This window comes from Promicromonospora aerolata, assembly GCF_042682255.1.
Classification (GTDB): domain Bacteria; phylum Actinomycetota; class Actinomycetes; order Actinomycetales; family Cellulomonadaceae; genus Promicromonospora; species Promicromonospora aerolata.
Genome location: NZ_JBHUHF010000001.1, coordinates 4,623,985 through 4,640,471, shown reverse-complemented (window position 1 = coordinate 4,640,471; position 16,487 = coordinate 4,623,985). Strand labels below are relative to the sequence as shown.

The 16,487-nt window shown below is 72.0% G+C and carries 14 protein-coding genes; 3 read left to right on the top strand and 11 right to left on the bottom strand.

Features of this window, described 5'->3' with window-relative positions; translation table 11 throughout:
* Window positions 1-20: 20 nt before the first annotated feature.
* The 5 genes from ACFSL2_RS20755 to ACFSL2_RS20735 form a co-directional block, all read right to left on the bottom strand.
* A complete protein-coding gene (locus tag ACFSL2_RS20755; protein ID WP_377199656.1) occupies window positions 21-1,601 on the bottom strand; it encodes a transglycosylase family protein in 1,581 nt (526 codons plus the stop codon).
* A gap of 212 nt (window positions 1,602-1,813) precedes the next feature.
* The gene (locus ACFSL2_RS20750; protein WP_377199655.1) at window positions 1,814-2,983 is read right to left on the bottom strand and encodes an aggregation-promoting factor C-terminal-like domain-containing protein; all 1,170 of its coding nucleotides are present in this window, start codon (window positions 2,981-2,983) and stop codon (window positions 1,814-1,816) included.
* Between the two features lie 93 nt (window positions 2,984-3,076).
* Complete coding sequence (locus tag ACFSL2_RS20745) at window positions 3,077-4,030, bottom strand: TatD family hydrolase (RefSeq protein ID WP_377199654.1); 954 nt, start codon at window positions 4,028-4,030, stop codon at window positions 3,077-3,079.
* A 7-nt stretch (window positions 4,031-4,037) separates the two neighbouring features.
* A complete protein-coding gene (metG, locus tag ACFSL2_RS20740) occupies window positions 4,038-5,759 on the bottom strand; it encodes a methionine--tRNA ligase (protein WP_377199653.1) in 1,722 nt (573 codons plus the stop codon).
* A gap of 93 nt (window positions 5,760-5,852) precedes the next feature.
* Window positions 5,853-7,064 carry a PQQ-dependent sugar dehydrogenase gene (locus ACFSL2_RS20735; RefSeq protein ID WP_377199652.1) on the bottom strand — a complete coding sequence of 404 codons (1,212 nt, stop codon included), beginning with the start codon at window positions 7,062-7,064 and terminating at the stop codon, window positions 5,853-5,855.
* A 158-nt stretch (window positions 7,065-7,222) separates the two neighbouring features.
* Between ACFSL2_RS20735 and ACFSL2_RS20730 the strand changes: the two genes are divergently transcribed.
* Window positions 7,223-7,816 (top strand): isochorismatase family protein, encoded by a 594-nt coding sequence (locus tag ACFSL2_RS20730; protein WP_377199651.1) that lies wholly within the window; start codon window positions 7,223-7,225, stop codon window positions 7,814-7,816.
* Window positions 7,817-7,824: 8 nt separating this feature from the next.
* On the opposite strand, the gene ACFSL2_RS20725 is transcribed toward ACFSL2_RS20730, so the two are convergent.
* Window positions 7,825-9,606 (bottom strand): dolichyl-phosphate-mannose--protein mannosyltransferase, encoded by a 1,782-nt coding sequence (locus tag ACFSL2_RS20725; protein ID WP_377199650.1) that lies wholly within the window; start codon window positions 9,604-9,606, stop codon window positions 7,825-7,827.
* Window positions 9,607-9,639: 33 nt separating this feature from the next.
* Here ACFSL2_RS20725 and rsmI point away from each other — a divergent pair, with 33 nt between their 5' ends.
* Window positions 9,640-10,515 (top strand): 16S rRNA (cytidine(1402)-2'-O)-methyltransferase, encoded by an 876-nt coding sequence (gene rsmI / locus ACFSL2_RS20720; RefSeq protein ID WP_377199649.1) that lies wholly within the window; start codon window positions 9,640-9,642, stop codon window positions 10,513-10,515.
* Here rsmI and ACFSL2_RS20715 read toward each other — a convergent pair whose 3' ends face one another.
* The 3 genes from ACFSL2_RS20715 to ACFSL2_RS20705 all read right to left on the bottom strand — a co-directional run bounded on the left by ACFSL2_RS20715 (window position 10,516) and on the right by ACFSL2_RS20705 (window position 14,063).
* Complete coding sequence (locus tag ACFSL2_RS20715) at window positions 10,516-12,162, bottom strand: family 20 glycosylhydrolase (protein WP_377199648.1); 1,647 nt, start codon at window positions 12,160-12,162, stop codon at window positions 10,516-10,518.
* A gap of 49 nt (window positions 12,163-12,211) precedes the next feature.
* A complete protein-coding gene (locus ACFSL2_RS20710; protein ID WP_377199647.1) occupies window positions 12,212-13,837 on the bottom strand; it encodes a hypothetical protein in 1,626 nt (541 codons plus the stop codon).
* A gap of 61 nt (window positions 13,838-13,898) precedes the next feature.
* Complete coding sequence (locus ACFSL2_RS20705; protein ID WP_377199646.1) at window positions 13,899-14,063, bottom strand: hypothetical protein; 165 nt, start codon at window positions 14,061-14,063, stop codon at window positions 13,899-13,901.
* 184 nt (window positions 14,064-14,247) lie between these two features.
* On the opposite strand from ACFSL2_RS20705, the gene ACFSL2_RS20700 reads away from it, so the two are divergent.
* Window positions 14,248-14,931, top strand: coding sequence for a fasciclin domain-containing protein (locus ACFSL2_RS20700; RefSeq protein ID WP_377199645.1), 684 nt, complete (start codon window positions 14,248-14,250; stop codon window positions 14,929-14,931).
* A 172-nt stretch (window positions 14,932-15,103) separates the two neighbouring features.
* Here the strand turns inward: ACFSL2_RS20700 and ACFSL2_RS20695 are convergent, their stop codons facing one another.
* Together ACFSL2_RS20695 and sigK are read right to left on the bottom strand one after the other, a co-directional pair.
* The gene (locus ACFSL2_RS20695) at window positions 15,104-15,907 is read right to left on the bottom strand and encodes an anti-sigma factor (protein ID WP_377199644.1); all 804 of its coding nucleotides are present in this window, start codon (window positions 15,905-15,907) and stop codon (window positions 15,104-15,106) included.
* Window positions 15,900-16,481, bottom strand: coding sequence for an ECF RNA polymerase sigma factor SigK (sigK, locus tag ACFSL2_RS20690; RefSeq protein WP_377199643.1), 582 nt, complete (start codon window positions 16,479-16,481; stop codon window positions 15,900-15,902). The genes ACFSL2_RS20695 and sigK overlap by 8 nt, the downstream gene beginning before the upstream one ends.
* Window positions 16,482-16,487 lie beyond the last annotated feature (6 nt).

The window sequence follows — 16,487 nt, the reverse complement described above, 5'->3', positions numbered from 1 at the left end:
GGTGGGGAGTCGGCGGCGGATCAGCGCAGGCCGAGCGAGGCGGAGCATGCGGGCCACTGACCCCAGCCGGACTGCTGCTGGAGCGCCTGCGCGCGCATGGTCTGCTCGGCGGCGGAAGCCTCGGACGGGAGGCCGGAACCACCCATCGCCGTCCAGGTGGACTGCGAGAACTGGTAGAGGCCGTAGTACCCGTTACCGGTGTTGGTCGCGGGGTCGCCACCCGACTCGCACTGGGCGAGCCGCGACCACACGTCACCCACCGGCGCCGACATGGTCTTCGCCTCCGGCTCCCGCTCCGGCTTGTCCACCGGCTTCTCGTCCTGCTGCTCGGACTCGGCCTTCGAGTCCGGCTTAGATTCCGGCTTGGCGTCGGGCTCCGGCTCGGACTTCGAGCCGGACTTCGGGTCCTGCTTCGAGTCGGACTTCGAGTCGGACTTCGGCTTCGGCTCGGGTTCCGGCTCCGGCGCCGGGCGTGCCTTGGTGCCGTACATGATCACCTTGTCGACGGGCGCCCGCTCGACCCAGCTGTTGAGCTTCTCCTTCTCCACGACCTTGCCGTCGATCGTGGTCACGTCCCACGAGGTGACGCGCTTGCCGACGGCTCCTTCGCTCGCCAGGTACGGGCCCAGGTCCTCGTAGCGGTCGGGGTCCGTCGCCGTCACCGTGTCGAACGGCAGCTTGCTCGAGGTCTCCTCGATCGAGCTCTGCACCTCCTTCACGACGACGGTCACCGCGGCCGCACCCTGGCCGTCCGCATGCTCGACGACCACCCGGTCGTCCCCGTCGACCGACACCTCGTTCGCGGCGAGCAGCTCGTCGAGCGCCACGTCGCCGTCGGCCACCTGCCGCGTCTCCCCGCCGGCCACCAGGTTCACCGGGCCGTCGGCGTCGAGCCGCATCGGGAGCGTCACGGTCCTTTCGGCGCGGGCCGGGATCAGCACCACGTCGTCGGCCCCCTCGGAGAGCTTGGCCAGGGCCTCGTCGGCGTCGAGCGCGGTGACCCATACGGTCTGCCGGTCACCGTCGGCCCGCAGGGTGACCTTGTGCCCGTACCGGACCACCACCGTGCCGCCCTCGCGCAGCGCACCGTCGGCGCCGGGGGTCACGGCGTCCCGGCCGGTGACCTCGACGCCCTCGTCGGTCAGGAGGTCGGCGACGTCGCCCTGGAAGGTCTCGACGGTGGTGACCTCGCCGTCCACGTCGAGCGTGACGGTCTTGTGGGCGGAGCCGTAGGCCACGGCGCCGCCCGTACCTGCCACCGCGACCACCGCGAAGCTCACGAGGAGGGCCACCCTGCGCCGGCGCCTCGGCGGCTCCGGCTCGGGTGGCGGAGGAGGTGGCGGTGGTGGCACCGGCAGGGCGCCGTCGCCGTCGGCCACCACGACCGGCATCGGTCCGGACGGATGGCCGGGCGGAAGGCTGGCCATCACGTCGGACAGTGCGCCGGCCTGGGTGCCGGCTGCGGCGAACATCGCCGCAGGAAATACCTCGTCCGCCGGTGGTGGCGGGCCGAAGAGCTCGGTGATGCCGACGTCGCCGTCGACCTCAGGGTTGATGAGTGAATCACTGGGGCTGCCCTGAGCCGGATGCGGAAAGGTCACGCGATTCCAGTCCTCGAGCGGTCCGGGCACGGTGGCCGGGGCGGCACGACTCGCACGTGCCTCCCACGCGGGGCGTGGGCCCGGCCTGCCGATCCGGCGGTCTCTGAGACCGTAACCCCGCCGTTATCAAATGCAAGCGCTATTCCGCGATTCGTCCGACAAAGAGCCCGGAACGCCGTGCAATATCCTAAATGTCGTCGGGTGAAACCGGTTCAGTACCAACCGCGCTCGACCGAGTGTGCCCATGCTCCGCACGGCGTGCCATAGCGCCCGGAGATGTATCCGAGGCCCCACTCGATCTGGGTGGCCGGGTTGGTCAGCCAGTCGCTACCGACGGTGGCCATCTTGGACCCCGGGTTTGCCTGCGCGATGCCGTAGGCGCTGCTGCTCGGGTTGTCGGCGTTCCAGCGCCAGCCGCTCTCCTTCTCCCAGAGCCGGTCCAGGCACGAGAACTCGTCGGCACCCCAGCCCCGCTCCGCGGCCATCGCCTGCCCCAGCGCCCGTGCGGACCCGGGGTCCACGGGGGCCGTCGCGACGTCCATGGTCCCCACCACGACCACCTCGTCCACCGGCTTGCGGACAACCTTGCGCTCCACCTCGGTGCGCTCGACGACGGCGCCGCCGACCGTCTTCACCGCGTACTTCACCCTGAGCTCGCCCGGCACGCCCGCCGTGCGGATCGACTCGTACCCCTCGGGGAGGCTCGGGTCCTCGACCGTCTCGGTCTCGAACGGCAGCACCTCGGTCACCGTGCGCGACGACGACGCGTCGCGGCTGACCATGATCACCATCCCGTCCACCGCTGCCGCGTCGAGCGGCACGGACGTCACGTCGCCCTCGGCCAGGGAGATGCCCGCCTCCCGGAACACACCGCGCACCGTCGACCGGGTGGTGTGGAACTCGAGCACCGAGCCGTCCACCGCGACACTCACCTCCTTGACCGTGGAGAACCGGACCGCGGTCCGGTCCAGCCGCGCGTTGCGGGAGGCCGTGGCGAGGGCGCCGTCGCCGCGCGGCCCGAGGGCGGCGAGCAGCTCGCCGACGGTGCCCGCCGTGGTCCGGAGCGTGATGATCTGCCCGTCGAGCTCGACCGTGACCTCGCGGCTGGTGCGAACCACCACGGTGCCGCCGAGCTCGGTGCCCGAGCTCCCGGCCGGCTGCACGACGTCGTCCCGGCCGAGCTCGATGTGCTGCGACGCGAGGGCCTCGTCGACGGTGTCGCCATAGACGCCGACGGTGCGGACGACACCGTTGTAGTCGATCGTCAGGGTGTTCGCGTTGGCGACGTACAGGCCGCTCACAGCGGCGAGCGTGCCCACGACAATGCCCCGGACCACCCACTGGGCCGCTCGGCTCCCGAGCCACGGTCGTGCGTACCTCACCACGAGCACCAGACCGTAACGGAACAAAGCATGCGAGAAAACCCATCGGGGCAGGAAATGAAATGCCGCATTCTTCGCATCAATGGGCCGTTCTCACCAGGTGCCGTAGACGCGTTCCGCGTTCGTCGCAATGTCGGCACACAGTGTGCCGAGGTCTTCCTCGAGGTGACCTGCCATGAAACGGACCGTGTGCGCCGCGGCGAACGGGGCGTTCGGCTGCCCCCGGAACGGGTGCGGGGTGAGGTACGGCGCGTCGGTCTCCAGCAGGATCAGCTCCCGCGGCACCGCGCTCAGGGCCGCACGCAGGTGGTGGTTCGCCTTGAACGTGACCGGGCCGGCGAACGACAGGTACCACCCGTTCTCGGCGCACACCCGGGCCATCTCGGCATCACCGCTGAAGCAGTGGAAGACGGTACGTTCGGGCGCGCCCTCGGCCAGCAGCACCTCGATCACCTGCGCGTGCGCGTCGCGGTCGTGGATCTGCAGGGCCAGGCCCAGCTCCTTGGCCAGGGCGATGTGCGCACGGAAGCTCTCCCGCTGGACCCGTTCGCCGCGCGGTCCCGTTCGGAACAGGTCCATGCCCGTCTCACCGATGGCGCGGACCCGGTCGTTGCCCTTCGCGAGGTCCGCGATCTCGGAGATCGCCTGGTCGAGGGACGCCGTGTGGTGCGCCTCGGGCTCGGGCGTGAGACCGTCCGGCCCCACCTCGTCGATCCCGACGTGCAGCGTGGCCTCGTTCGGATGGATGGCAACGGCCCCCACCACCCCGGCCCGCCGGGCGGACAGGAAGTCGACGGTCCAGCGGGCCGACGGGAGGTCGCTGCCCACCTGGACCACCCGGTCCACGCCCGCACGCGCCGCACGGACCAGGTGGTCGTCGGCCGACGGTGGCCAGGCGGCGCCCGCCTCGCCGTCCGAGGCCGCGTCCGGGGCCTCGGACGGCAGCACCGTACCGATGTGGTCGAGGTGGGTGTGGTTGTCCACGACCGGTACGGGCAGCGGCTCGGGGTCGGTCGGAAATCCGCGCTCGCGCGTGCGCCTGGCCATCTGCGGGTCAGTCCACCGGCCCTGCGCCGAAGCGCTCTCGGAAGCCTTCCAGGTCCTCGTCGCTGATCTTGGCGAACAGCACAGGGGGCACGGAGAAGCTCGCACCGGCGGGCACCACGTCGAGCGACGCCGCCGCCTCGCCGGACACCCAGGTCGCGCTGTCGTCGTCGAGGTCGAACACCCCGCGCAGCACCGCGGCGCTGGCCGGGATGAACGGCTCCGACACGACGGCGTACAGGTGGATCAGGTTCATCGCGGTACGCAGCGTCACGGCAGCCGCGGCCTCGTCCGTCTTGACCTGCTTCCAGGGCTCCTTCTCGACCAGGTACGCGTTGCCCGCCGCCCAGAGGGCCCGCAGGGCGTTCGTCGCCTTGCGGTACTGGAGGGCCTCCATGTGCTCCTCGAGCTCGACCAGGAGCCGGGCGACCTCGGCCCCGAGCTTCTGCTCCGCCTCGCCCGGCTCGCCGCCCGCGGGAACGGTCTCGCCGAACCGCTTCGCCGAGAAGGTCAGCACCCGGTTCACGAAGTTGCCGAGGGTGTCGGCCAGGTCCTTGTTCACCGTGCCGGCGAAGTGCTCCCAGGTGAACGAGGAGTCGTCGGACTCCGGCGCGTTCGCGATGAGGAAGTACCGCCAGTAGTCGGCGGGCAGGATCTCCAGGGCGGCGTCGGTGAAGACACCGCGCTGCTGGGACGTCGAGAACTTGCCGCCGTAGTAGGTGAGCCAGCTGAAGCCCTTGACGTAGTCGACCATGGTCCACGGCTCGCGGACGCCGAGCTGGGTGGCCGGGAACATCACCGTGTGGAACGGGACGTTGTCCTTGGCCATGAACTGCGTGTAGCGGACGTCGTCGGCCTCGTACCACCACGACTTCCAGTTGCGTGCCTCGCCGTCGGGCGCGGCGTCCGCCCACTCCTTGGTGGCGCCGATGTACTCGATCGGGGCGTCGAACCAGACGTAGAAGACCTTGCCGGCGGCAGCAAGCTCCGGCCAGGTGTCGGCCGGGACCGGCACGCCCCAGTCCAGGTCGCGCGTGATCGCCCGGTCGTGCAGGCCCTCGGCGAGCCACTTGCGCGCGATCGACGTCGACAGCAGCGGCCACTCCTTGCTGTTCTCGTCGATCCACGCCTCGACCTCGCCCTGCAGCTTCGACTGGAGCAGGAACAGGTGCGACGTCTCACGCACCTCGAGGGCGGTGGACCCGCTGATCGCCGAGCGGGGGTTGATCAGGTCCGTCGGGTCCAGCACGCGGGTGCAGTTCTCGCACTGGTCGCCGCGCGCCTTGTCGTACCCGCAGTGGGGGCACGTGCCCTCGACATAACGGTCGGGCAGGAACCGCCCGTCGACCGGCGAGTACACCTGCCGGATGGCGCGCTCTTCGATGAACCCGTTCTCGTGCAGGCGCCGAGCGAAGTGCTGCGTGATCTCCGCGTTCTGCTGCGACGAGCTGCGGCCGAAGTAGTCGAACGTCAGCCCGAAGCCGTCGTAGATCTCCTTCTGCGTCTCGTGCGCCTCGGCGCAGAACTCGGCGACGGGCCGCCCGGCCTGCGCGGCGGCGAGCTCCGCGGGCGTGCCGTGCTCGTCGGTGGCGCAGACGTACAGCACGTCGTGGCCGCGCTGGCGCTGGTACCGCGCGTAGACGTCGGCCGGGAGCATCGACCCGACCATGTTCCCCAGGTGCTTGATGCCGTTGATGTACGGAAGCGCACTGGTGACAAGGTGGCGAGCCATCGCTGGATGCTCCAATTCGTAAGGATGGGAAAACTTCTCACCAATCCTAGAGCCACGCGCCCAGCGGATTTGCCGGTAGCTGTGGTTGTCGCGTCACTCCACCGGCGTCAGTCCGAGCCGCAGCAGCCGGTCGTCGACCGGACGACCGTCCTCGATCATCGGCTCGCCCCGCCCGTCGGTGTTGTTGGTGAGCACGTAGAGCTCACCGGCGGACCCCGCCCGGACCGCCCTGAGCCGGCCGAACTCGCCCTCGAGCAGCGCGTGCGGCTCCCCGAACCCCGGGCTCTCCCCGTCCGCGACGGCCGAGGGCCCGCCGAGCAGCGGCACGCGCCACAGGCGCTCCCCGCGCAGCGACGCCAGGTACACGCCCTCCTCGGTGACGGCGATGCCCGACGGCGACGCCTCCGACGTGGGCCACCACACGACCGGGTCCCGGAAGCCGGCCTGGTCCCCGGCGCTCTCCCCGGGCCCCTCGACGTCCGGCCAGCCGTAATTGGCGCCCGGCTCGATGACGTTGAGCTCGTCGAGCCGGTCCTGCCCGAACTCGCTGGCGAACATCCGCCCGCTCGGGTCCCAGCCCAGGCCCTGGACGTTCCGGTGGCCCATGGACCACACCGGCGAGCCGGGGTCGGGGTTGCCGGGTGCCGGCTCGCCGTCGGGCGTGATGCGGAGGATCTTTCCGCCCAGCGACTCCGGGTCCTGGGCGTTGGCCGGGTCACCGGCGTCGCCCGTGGCCACGTACAGATACCCGTCGGGCCCGAACGCGATGCGGCCGCCGTTGTGGTTCGACGACCTCGGGATGCCGTCCAGGATGGTCGTGAGGTCGCGCAGCCCCATGCCGTCGAGGTCCAGCTCCGCACGGAGCACGGCGTTGTCACGCTCGCCCGTGCGGTAGAGGAAGACGGTGAACAGCGGTCCGGAGTCCTCCGGCTCCACGGCCACGCCCAGGAGCCCGCCCTCACCGTCGGCCACGGTCTGGTCGACGAGCTGCTGCGGTCCCTCCGAACCGTCCACCGGCTCGACGTCTCCGCTCGGGTGCACCACGGCGAGCGTCGCGTCGTCCCGCATCGTGACCAGGAACCGGTCGCCGGGGAGCTGGGCCATGCCCCACGGGACGGGAAGCTCCTGGGCGACCACGTCGACGTCGGCCGTCACCGGCCCGTCCCAGGGATCCGCGCCCGACGCCGCCGCGCTCGCCGAGGCGGTAGGGCTCGGCGACACGACACCAGGTTCTGGCGAGCCGGTGCAGCCGGAGAGCAGCAGAGCCACCCCGACCACCGCGACTCCAGCGCGAAAGTCGTCCACCCGCCCATCCAAGCACCGTGCGACCTCGAATGGTCGGTAAATAGTCAGGCGATCGGCATTCCGAGGAACCGATCATGTGACGAACTACCGACCACACTCGGCTGCCGCCCCCGGGCGGGCGGCTGCCGTTCCCCCGGGCGCGGTGGCAGAGTGGGGGTATGAGCCTTGTCGAGTCAGCGGCCGTTCGGGCCCTCATCGTCGTCGACGTGCAGCCCACGTTCTGCGAGGGCGGTGAGCTCGCCACCGAGGGCGCGAACGAGATAGCGCACCGCGTGGCCGCCTACGCCGCGGCCCACCGGGACCGGTACACGACCGTGCTCACCACGCAGGACTGGCACATCGACCCGGGTGAACACTTCAGCGAGAACCCGGACTTCGTCGACTCCTGGCCGCCCCACGGCATCGCCGGCTCCCCCAACGCCGAGCTGCACCCGGCCCTGGCCGACCTGGCCCCCGACGTGCAGCTCAAGAAGGGCCAGTACTCCCACGGGTACTCCGGGTTCGACGGCGCGGACGAGCGCGGCCGCACCCTCGCGACCGTCCTGGCGGAGGCCGGGGTCACCGAGGTCGACGTCGTGGGGCTCGTCGAGTCGCACTGCGTGAAGCACACCGCGCTCGACGCCCGCCGCGCGGGCCTGGCCACGCGCGTGCTGACCGACCTGACCATCCCCGTGTCCCCCGAGCAGGGGCGTACGGCGCACCAGGAGCTGGTGGCGGCCGGCGTGGAGCTGCGCGACTCCGCCGCCCTCTGACACACGGGCTAGATCCAGCTCGGGAGCACCATCAACCGCTGCCAGTACTCGTACGGGACCGGCATCGCCGTCCAGATCGGGTAGTACAGCACGCTGACGCCCACGATCAGCACCACCAGCACGGCCCCGAGCCACCCGACGATGCGCCGGTCCGTGCTCCTGCGCGAGGTGCGCTCGATCCCGACCGCCAGCAGGTACACGAGCGTCAGGATCACGAACGGTGTGAACACGATCGTGTAGAACGTGAAGATGGTCCGGTCCGCCAGGGGCCAGGAGTACAGGAACCAGGGCAGCCAGCCGGCCGCGATCCCCGTCAGGGCGGCGGCGCCCCGCCAGTCGCGGAACCGGATCGCGAGGACGAGCACCACGGGGATCGCCAGCGCTGCCAGCCACCACAGCAGGGGGTTGCCGAGCGAGGTCACCGCGGTCGCGCAGTCGCCGACGGCGTCGGCCGGGCAGGGTCCTTCGCCGGGTGCGTACTTGTCCCAGTAGAACGACGTCGGCCGCCACTGCACGATCCAGCCCAGCGGGTGCGACGCGTAGTTGTGCTCGGAGTCCAGGCCGTTGTGGAAGTCCCACATCATGTGGTGGTACTCCCAGAGCGACCGCCCGGCCTCCCAGGCACCCTGTGCCCAGCCCGCGTCGGGCCACCAGCCCGGCGGCGCCACGCCGTTCGCGACCGCCCAGTCCCTGAGGTACGACTTGGGATGCGCGAACCAGGCCGACCAGGACGCGACGTACACCGCGACCACCGTGGGCAGCATGATGAGGGCGGCCGGGACGGCGTCGACCACCAGGGCGTCCTCCCACCAGCGCTCGATGCCGGCGGTGCGGCGCGCCGTCAGGTCCCAGACGACCGTGAGCACGCAGAACGCCGCGACGAAGTACAGGCCCGACCACTTGACGCCGCACGCGAGACCCAGCGACACGGCCGCCGCGAACCGCCACCCCCGGAACCCGAGGTGCGGACCGTACTTGCCGATCGCCCCGCCCGCCTCGACGATCTGCGCCACGCGGTCCGCGAGCCGCCGCCGGGCCCACTCCCGGTCCAGCACCAGGCAGCCGAACGCGACGAGCACCCAGAACATGAGGAACTGGTCCAGCAGACCGGTACGCGAGTGCACTATCGCCTCGCCGTCGACGGCGAGCAGCAGCCCCGCGACCAGACCCAGCAACGTCGACGAGAACAGCCGGCGTGCGATCCGCACCAGCAGCAGCACCGCGAGGATGCCGATCACCGCGCTCGCGATACGCCAGGCCATCGGGTTCTCGGCCCCGCCCATGAGGCGCATCCCGAGGGCGATCATCCACTTGCCGACCGGCGGGTGCACCACGTACTCGGCCTCGTCGGTCTTGTACGAGCTGACGTCACCGGCCTCGAACGCCGGGTTGGGCTCCTCGGGCCACGCGGCCTCGAAGCCGAGGCTGGCCAGCGACCAGCCCTCCTTGACGTAGTACGTCTCGTCGAAGACCAGCTTGCCGGGGCGACCCAGCTCCCACAGCCGCGCGCCCGCGGCGACCGCGGTCACCAGCAGCGCCCCGAGCAGGCCCCAGAACCGGTCGGACGCCCGTCGGCCGAGCGCGAGCCGCCGCTCGCCCAGGAGGTCGCGCAGGAGACGTTCGCGCACCGACGGTTCGGGCCGCGCGGCGTGGCCGACGGCGGGGAACGAGCCGGTGCGCGTCATCCGGCCGGCGACGGCCTCCCGGCGCACGTGTGCGCCGTACGTTCCGGGCAGAGCCTGCTGCGCTGCGGCGAAATGCGCTCCTGTGGCGTCAGGCTGCTGAGACACCGGGCCAGCATAGAGCGTGGGACCCTGTGGTTCATGACCGACCCGTCCCCGGTTCCCGGGCCCCCGCCCGAGGCCGGCTCCCTCGTCCTGGCCGCCACCCCGATCGGCAACACGGAGGACGCCTCGCCCCGGCTGCTCCGCCTTCTGGCCGACGCCGACGTCGTGGCCGCCGAGGACACCCGCCGTCTCCACGGGTTGGTCGGGCGGCTGGGCGTCGAGGTCCGTGGCAAGGTCATCAGCTATCACGAGCACAACGAGACGGCACGCGCGGACGAGCTGCTCGACGTGGTCGCGGACGGCGGCACCGTGGTGGTGGTGACCGACGCCGGGATGCCGTCGGTGTCCGACCCGGGCTACCGGATCGTGGAGCGCGCCATCGAACGCGAGCTGCGCGTCACCGCCGCCCCCGGGCCGAGCGCCGTGCTGACGGCGCTGGCGCTCTCCGGCCTGCCGACCGACCGGTTCACGTTCGAGGGATTCGTGCCCCGCAAGGCGGGCGACCGCGCGCGGACGCTCTCCGCCCTGGCCGCCGAACCGCGCACCATGGTGTTCTTCGAGGCACCGCACCGGATCGCGGAGACGCTCGGCGCCATGGCCACGGCCTTCGGCGGGACCCGGCCGGCCGCCGTCGCGCGCGAGCTCACCAAGACCTACGAGGAGGTGCTGCGCGGCCCGCTCGCGGGTCTCGCCGAGCGCGCGGCGGCGGAGCAGCTGCGCGGCGAGATCTGCGTGGTCGTGAGCGGAGCCCCGGCGGTGCAGGCCAGCGTGGAGGACGTCGTGGGCGAGGTGCTCGACCGGGTGGCCCAGGGCGACCGGCTCAAGGCGGCGGTCACCGAGGTGGCCGAGGCCGCAGGCGTGCCCAAGCGCGACCTCTACGCGGCAGCCTTGGCGGCCCGCCCGGCCAAGTAGTCACCAGTCGATCTGGGGGGTGGGGTGGTATCGGGCGCCGTCGCGGCGCCAGGTGGCCGCCTCCGTCGCCACCCGGGTCCGGAACGACTCCCAGTCCTTGGCCCCCGGGCGCGACCAGGCGATCTCCGCCACCGCGGCGAGCCGGGGCAGCAGCATCGAGAACAGGTCGTCGCGGTTCAGCAGGGTCTCGGTCCAGACCGCCGCCGACACGCCCTCGACGGCGGACTCGGGCAGGCCGTCGATGAGCGTCGTGGGATCCCAGTCGTAGGAGTCGCGCAGCTCGACGAAGCCGGCCCACTGCAGGCCGAGCGGGTGCTCGGGCGTGTACTTCATGTCGAGATAGGCCCGGTCGGCCGGGGACATCACGAACTTGGCGCCGGCGTGCGCCGCGCGCAGGAACGGCGCCGGGTCGGGCCGGGTGTCCCAGTACTGCAGCACGGTGCCGGGCCGGACGAGCACCGGAACCGCACCCTCCGCGGGCTCCGGCGTGCCCTCGGCCGGCACATCGTCGGCCGGTACTGCGCCAGCCGGCACCGCGTCGCTCGCCAGCGCCGCGACCGCCGACTGGTCGCCGTGGGCGGAGCCTGCGGCCTCCTGCCATGCGACGGGCGTCTTTCCCGCGGCCGTGACGATCTCCTGGCAGAGGGTGATGAACCGGCCGAACTCGTCGGGCTGCATGGTGTGCACCTCGTCGGCGCCGAAGTGCACCCACGGTCCCTGGGTCATGCGCGCGACGTCGGTGAACACGTCCCGCAGGAAGGGCTCGGTGTCCGGCAGGTCGAGGTGCAGCCGCGAGAACCCGACCTCGATCCCGTCGTACGAGTCGGTGGGCTCGCCCGACGGCGTGAGCTCACCGTAGGCGTGGGTCGCCGCGTTGACGTGCCCGGGGACGTCGATCTCCGGCACGATCACGATCTCCCGATCGGCCGCGTACTCCTGCAGCTCGCGGTACTCGTCGGCGCTGAGGAACCCGCCGGCCGCCCCGTCGACGGCACCCTGCGACGACCTCGCCGTCAGCGCGGGCCGGGACGGGATCTCCAGCCGCCAGCCCTGGTCGTCGCTCAGGTGCAGGTGGAGCCGGTTCATCTTGTACGACCCCACGAGGTCCACGACGGCCCGCAGGTCGGCGGGCCCGAACCAGTGGCGCACCACGTCGAGGGAGAGGCCCCGCCACGGGTACCGCGGCTCGTCGCGCACGACGACGGCGCCCACCTCCAGCGGCCCGCTCGTCTCCCGGCGGCCCGCGTTGATCAGCTGCCGCAGCGTCCGCACGCCGTGGAGCAGGCCGGCGCGCCCGGGAGCGGTGACGGTCACGCCGGCGGCGGCCACGGCCAGGGTGTACCGCTCGGCGTTCCCGGAGCCGTCGGGACCCGCGGCAGGGTCCAGGACCAGGACCACGGCCACCTCGTGACCGTTCGCCGCGGGCTCCGCGTCGCGGCGGGGGTCGTCCTGGCGGCCCTTGGACGCCGGCACCACGACCGTCCCGGTGGTGGCGAGCAGCTCCTCCGCGAGGCGCGCGAGCACGTCGTCGGGCGCCTCGATGACGACGGCACCGAGGTCCACCACCCCCTCGGCCGGCTCGATCTCCACGGGTGCTGGGATGACGGCGTCGGGGACGATGCCCGCGCGGCTGCTCACGGTGGTCACGATTGTTAGGGCCCCTTCGCTGGCGATGGTTGCCCGCAGTTTGGCAGGTTCAGCCTGCGGAGACCAGGCCAAGGAGGGGTTCGGTCGGCATGATGCTCGTGGGATCCGCGGGAACCTCGCTCGGCGCGGACCAGCCGAGGAACGTGTGCGCGGGGATCTCGTGGGCGACGTCGGCCCAGACACCACCCGCCGTCGCCTGGCCCTCACCAGGGCCCGCGGCGGTGAAGATCACGGCGACCTGCGGCGGCGCCTGCAGCTTCGACCGGTCCACGACGGACGCCGCCCTGGACTGGTGCACCTCCAGCATGACCTGCGGCAGACCTTGCGCGGTCGCGATCTCGGCGAGCCGGTCCACCACCGCCTGCAGCTCCGCGACGGGTACGGCGCCCGACTCCGCACCGTTGCCGGCCACGCGGAACTCCGGGTGCACGGACAGGCCGACGCCCGGTTGCGACAGCAGCGGCTCGAGGTCGTCCAGCTGCTCGACCAGCGGCTGGTTGCCGGGAGCGATGTCGAGCAGCACGAGCTGCCCGGCCGCCCGGATCGCCTCGACCGCCGGCGTGATCGTCTCCAGCGGCTGCTCGGCGACGTAGTCGCCGTCCTCCCCTGCCTCCGCCGACCGCAGGCTCGCGGTCACGGTGACCAGCGGCGCACCGCCCAGCAGCTCGCCGTTGATCGCCGCGGCGTCCACCGCCCGGGCCGCGTCCGCGGCCGGGTCGGCCACCCCGACCGGCACCGCGTACGACGTCGACACGTACCGGCCCGGGAACAGCCGCAACGAGCCGTCCGGCAGCGTCGCGCCCGACGTCGCCACGCTCACCTGCCAGCCCAGGTTGTCGGCCGAACCGAACCCGTCGCCGATGCCCACGACACCGAGCGGCTTGAGGGTACGGATCGTCTCGACGGTCTCCGGGTTCGCGGCAACGCTGCCGCCGGGTACCTCGACCGGGACGGCGCCCGCGGCGAGGGCGGTGCCGATCGCCGCCTCCTGCCCCAGCTTCGGGTCCACGGCGACCAGGACCTCCTGCAGCAGGCGCGGTTCGGCGACGTCCGGGATCTCCGTACGCAGCCGGTCCACGTCGGCGGTGTCGAGGCGGTCGGCGGTCGGCATCTCGACCTTGGCCTGGTTCCGCTTCTTGTCACCGCCCCCGCCACCACCGCGGCCGGCGGAAGCCGCCGCCTCGGCGGCCGCGCTCAGCGCGCCGGGATCGAAGCTGACGGCGTCCGCCTCGCCCGTGGCGACCCCGGCCTCTGTGATCGCCTCCTCGTCGCCGATGACGACCACGCTGGTGGCACCGAGCCGTTCGAGCTCCGTGACGAGGTTGTTGTCCGAGACGCCACCGTCGGTGAGCAGCACGGGGGCGGCGACGGCGGCTCCGGTGGCCGCCGCGGTCGAGCGCGCGTCGTCGTCGTCGGCCGAGGCGAGCACGGCGACCGGGGACGCGTGGAAGAACGCCTGGCTGGCGGTGAGAGCGAGCTCGGCGGGGTCCGTCGAGTCGAGCACGAGCGCCGGCCCGGACGGTTCACGGACCTGGAAGTTCTCTCCCGTCTTGCCGCCGACGCCCTCGGCCGTCGGCACGGTGCAACCGGCGAGGACGAGGGTTGCCGCGGCGAGCACAGCCGCAGCGGAGGCAGGACGGTGGTGCGGGACGAATCGGGCGTTCCGGATGGCCACGGATCATATTGTCCCCCACACGGCGGCGAAGACGAAACCCTGGACGGCTGACATCCGGATGTCAGCCGAACGTCATCGTGAAGACCTGCACGCCCTCGGGAACCGCCAGGTCCACGATCCCCTCGGTCGGGTCGTCGCCCTCGAGCACGGGGTAGAGCCGTGGGTTGCCCGAGACGTCGATGCTCGTGGTGGTCGGTTCCCCGTCGGAACCGGGGCACGATCCCATGCAGCACGTTCGACGCAGCGACCGTTTCGGAGGGGTGCGGCGGGCGGTCCCCGACCACTCCGGGCGGCGATCCAGGACGTCGGAAACTCGTGCCGCCGTACTCCCATCCGGGTCGCGGTCGGCTCCGAACCACGGTCAAGACGGCCCGTGAGACGCGGGGCGACGACATACCGAGGAGAGTCCGATGAACGTTCGAACCCGCAAGTCCTACGCAGCAGCCGGCATCGCCGCCCTGACCGTGTTCGTCCTCGCAGCCTGCAGCTCCGGCTCCGAGGACGACGCGACTGGTACGAGCGAGACCGCGGCGACCGAGGAGGCCGCGCCCGAGGAGGAGCCGGCGGACGAGATGTCCGAGGACATGACTGCCGACCCGGCCGCGAACCTGGTCGGCCCGGGCTGCGCCGCCTACGCGGAGGAGGTGCCCGACGGTCCCGGTTCGGTCACCGGAATGGCCACCGACCCGGTCGCGGTCGCGGCGTCCAACAACCCGCTGCTCACCACGCTGGTCTCGGCCGTGAGCGGTGAGGTCAACCCGGACGTGAACCTCGTGGACACGCTGAACGGCGACGAGTTCACCGTGTTCGCCCCGGTGGACGACGCCTTCAAGGCGATCGACGCCGAGACGATGGAGACGCTGTCGAAGGACAGCGAGATGCTGACCGAGATCCTCACGTACCACGTGGTTCCCGGACAGCTCACGCCCGACCAGGTGGTCGGCGAGCAGACCACGGTCCAGGGCGGCACCATCGAGGTCAGCGGCAGCGGCGACGAGCTCATGGTGAACGACGCGAACGTGATCTGTGGTGGCGTGATGACGCAGAACGCGACGGTCTACCTCGTCGACTCGGTCCTCATGCCGAAGATGTGACCTGGCCGCACCCCGCCACCAGCCGGCGCTGAACACCGACGGCCCGTCCCGACCTCCCCGGTCGGGACGGGCCGTTCGCCGTGCTCCGACCGGGCGCACGGACGGCCCGGTCTTCCTGGGGCAGTCGGTCAGGAGGCGGCCGGTGAGTGCTGGCCGGTCAGGACGCGGCCGGTCAGGCGCCGAGGACGACGACCGGCTCCGTCGTCGGCTGTTCCGAGCCGCCCTCCGGCTCGACCGACACGGCCATGCCGACACCGTCGACGCCCTGGACCAGCGAGGACGTCTCGCCGTCCCGGAGGGACAGGACCCCGGCCGAGGAGACGCTGCCGTCGGCAGCCAGGATCCAGAGCTGGTAGGTCTTGCCCGCACCCGGCTCGGGCAGGTCGTCGGCGCGGAAGAGCATGGCGTCGTCGGCGACCAGCACGGATGCCGCGCCGCCGCCCTTGACCGGCGCACGCAGGATCGAGGCGTCGGGATCGACGAGCATCTCGGACACGATCTCGCTCTGCTCGCGCAGCCGGTCGCGCTCCGCCGACACCTGCACGGCGATCGTCGTGGGCACGGCGATCGCGGCCGCGGCGGCCACCGCGGTGGCCGCGATACCCCAGCGGCGCGCTCGGCGGCGGGCCGAGAGATCGACGACGCCGGGTGTTGTGCCCGTCGTGTGACCCGGGGCCGACGGCGCGGCCGGCTGCGTGGCAGCCGGTGCGTTCGGCACGGAGACCTGCGGCGTCTGCCGCACCCGGTCCAGGACGCTCGCGCGCAGATGAGCGGGGGGCGCGGTCTCGACGGCGAACGCCGCGAGAACGTCGCGGTACTCGTCGAGCGCCCGCCGGGCGTCGGCATCGGACTCGAGGAGCCGCTCGACCGAACGCCGTTCCAGGTCGTCGAGCGCGTCGAGGGCGTAGCCCGGCAGCAGGTCCCACATGTCGGTGGGCGCGCCGCGCTGTTCACCGTGGTCGGTCGAGTCAGCCATGCCGCACCCCCAGGCACTCACGCAGCCGGTTGAGCCCGTCGCGGATCCTGCTCTTGACGGTCGGCAGGGCGGCACCGAGCTGCTCGGCCACCTCGCGATAGGTCAGGCCGCCGTAGTACGCGACGACCACCGCTTCCCGCTGGGTGGGCGTGAGCCCTTCGATGCAGCGGCGCACGGCCGAACCTTCGAGGCTCCGCTCGACGTCCTCGACGACGACGTCGCGCGTCGACTCCCCCATCCGCAGATCGGTGTCGCGCTGGTCGCGGTCGCGGCGGGACTGCTCGGAGCGCACGCGGTCGACCGCTCGACGGCGCGCGAGCGTCGCCACCCAGGTGCGGGCGGAACCGCGCGTCGCGTCGAATCGTGCTGCCGTCTGCCACACTTCCACCATCACCTCCTGGGTCACTTCTGCCGCATGGTCGGGGTCGCGCAGGACGCCGAGGCAAGCACCGTAGGCAACCGGCCCGAGCGCGTCGTAGACGGGCGTGAACGACACCGGGTCGCCTCCGGCGCACGCCGCGAGCAGCGCGTCGACGGAATCGCGCGATGAGGTTCGGACTGGTGGTGAGGCCACCGACCC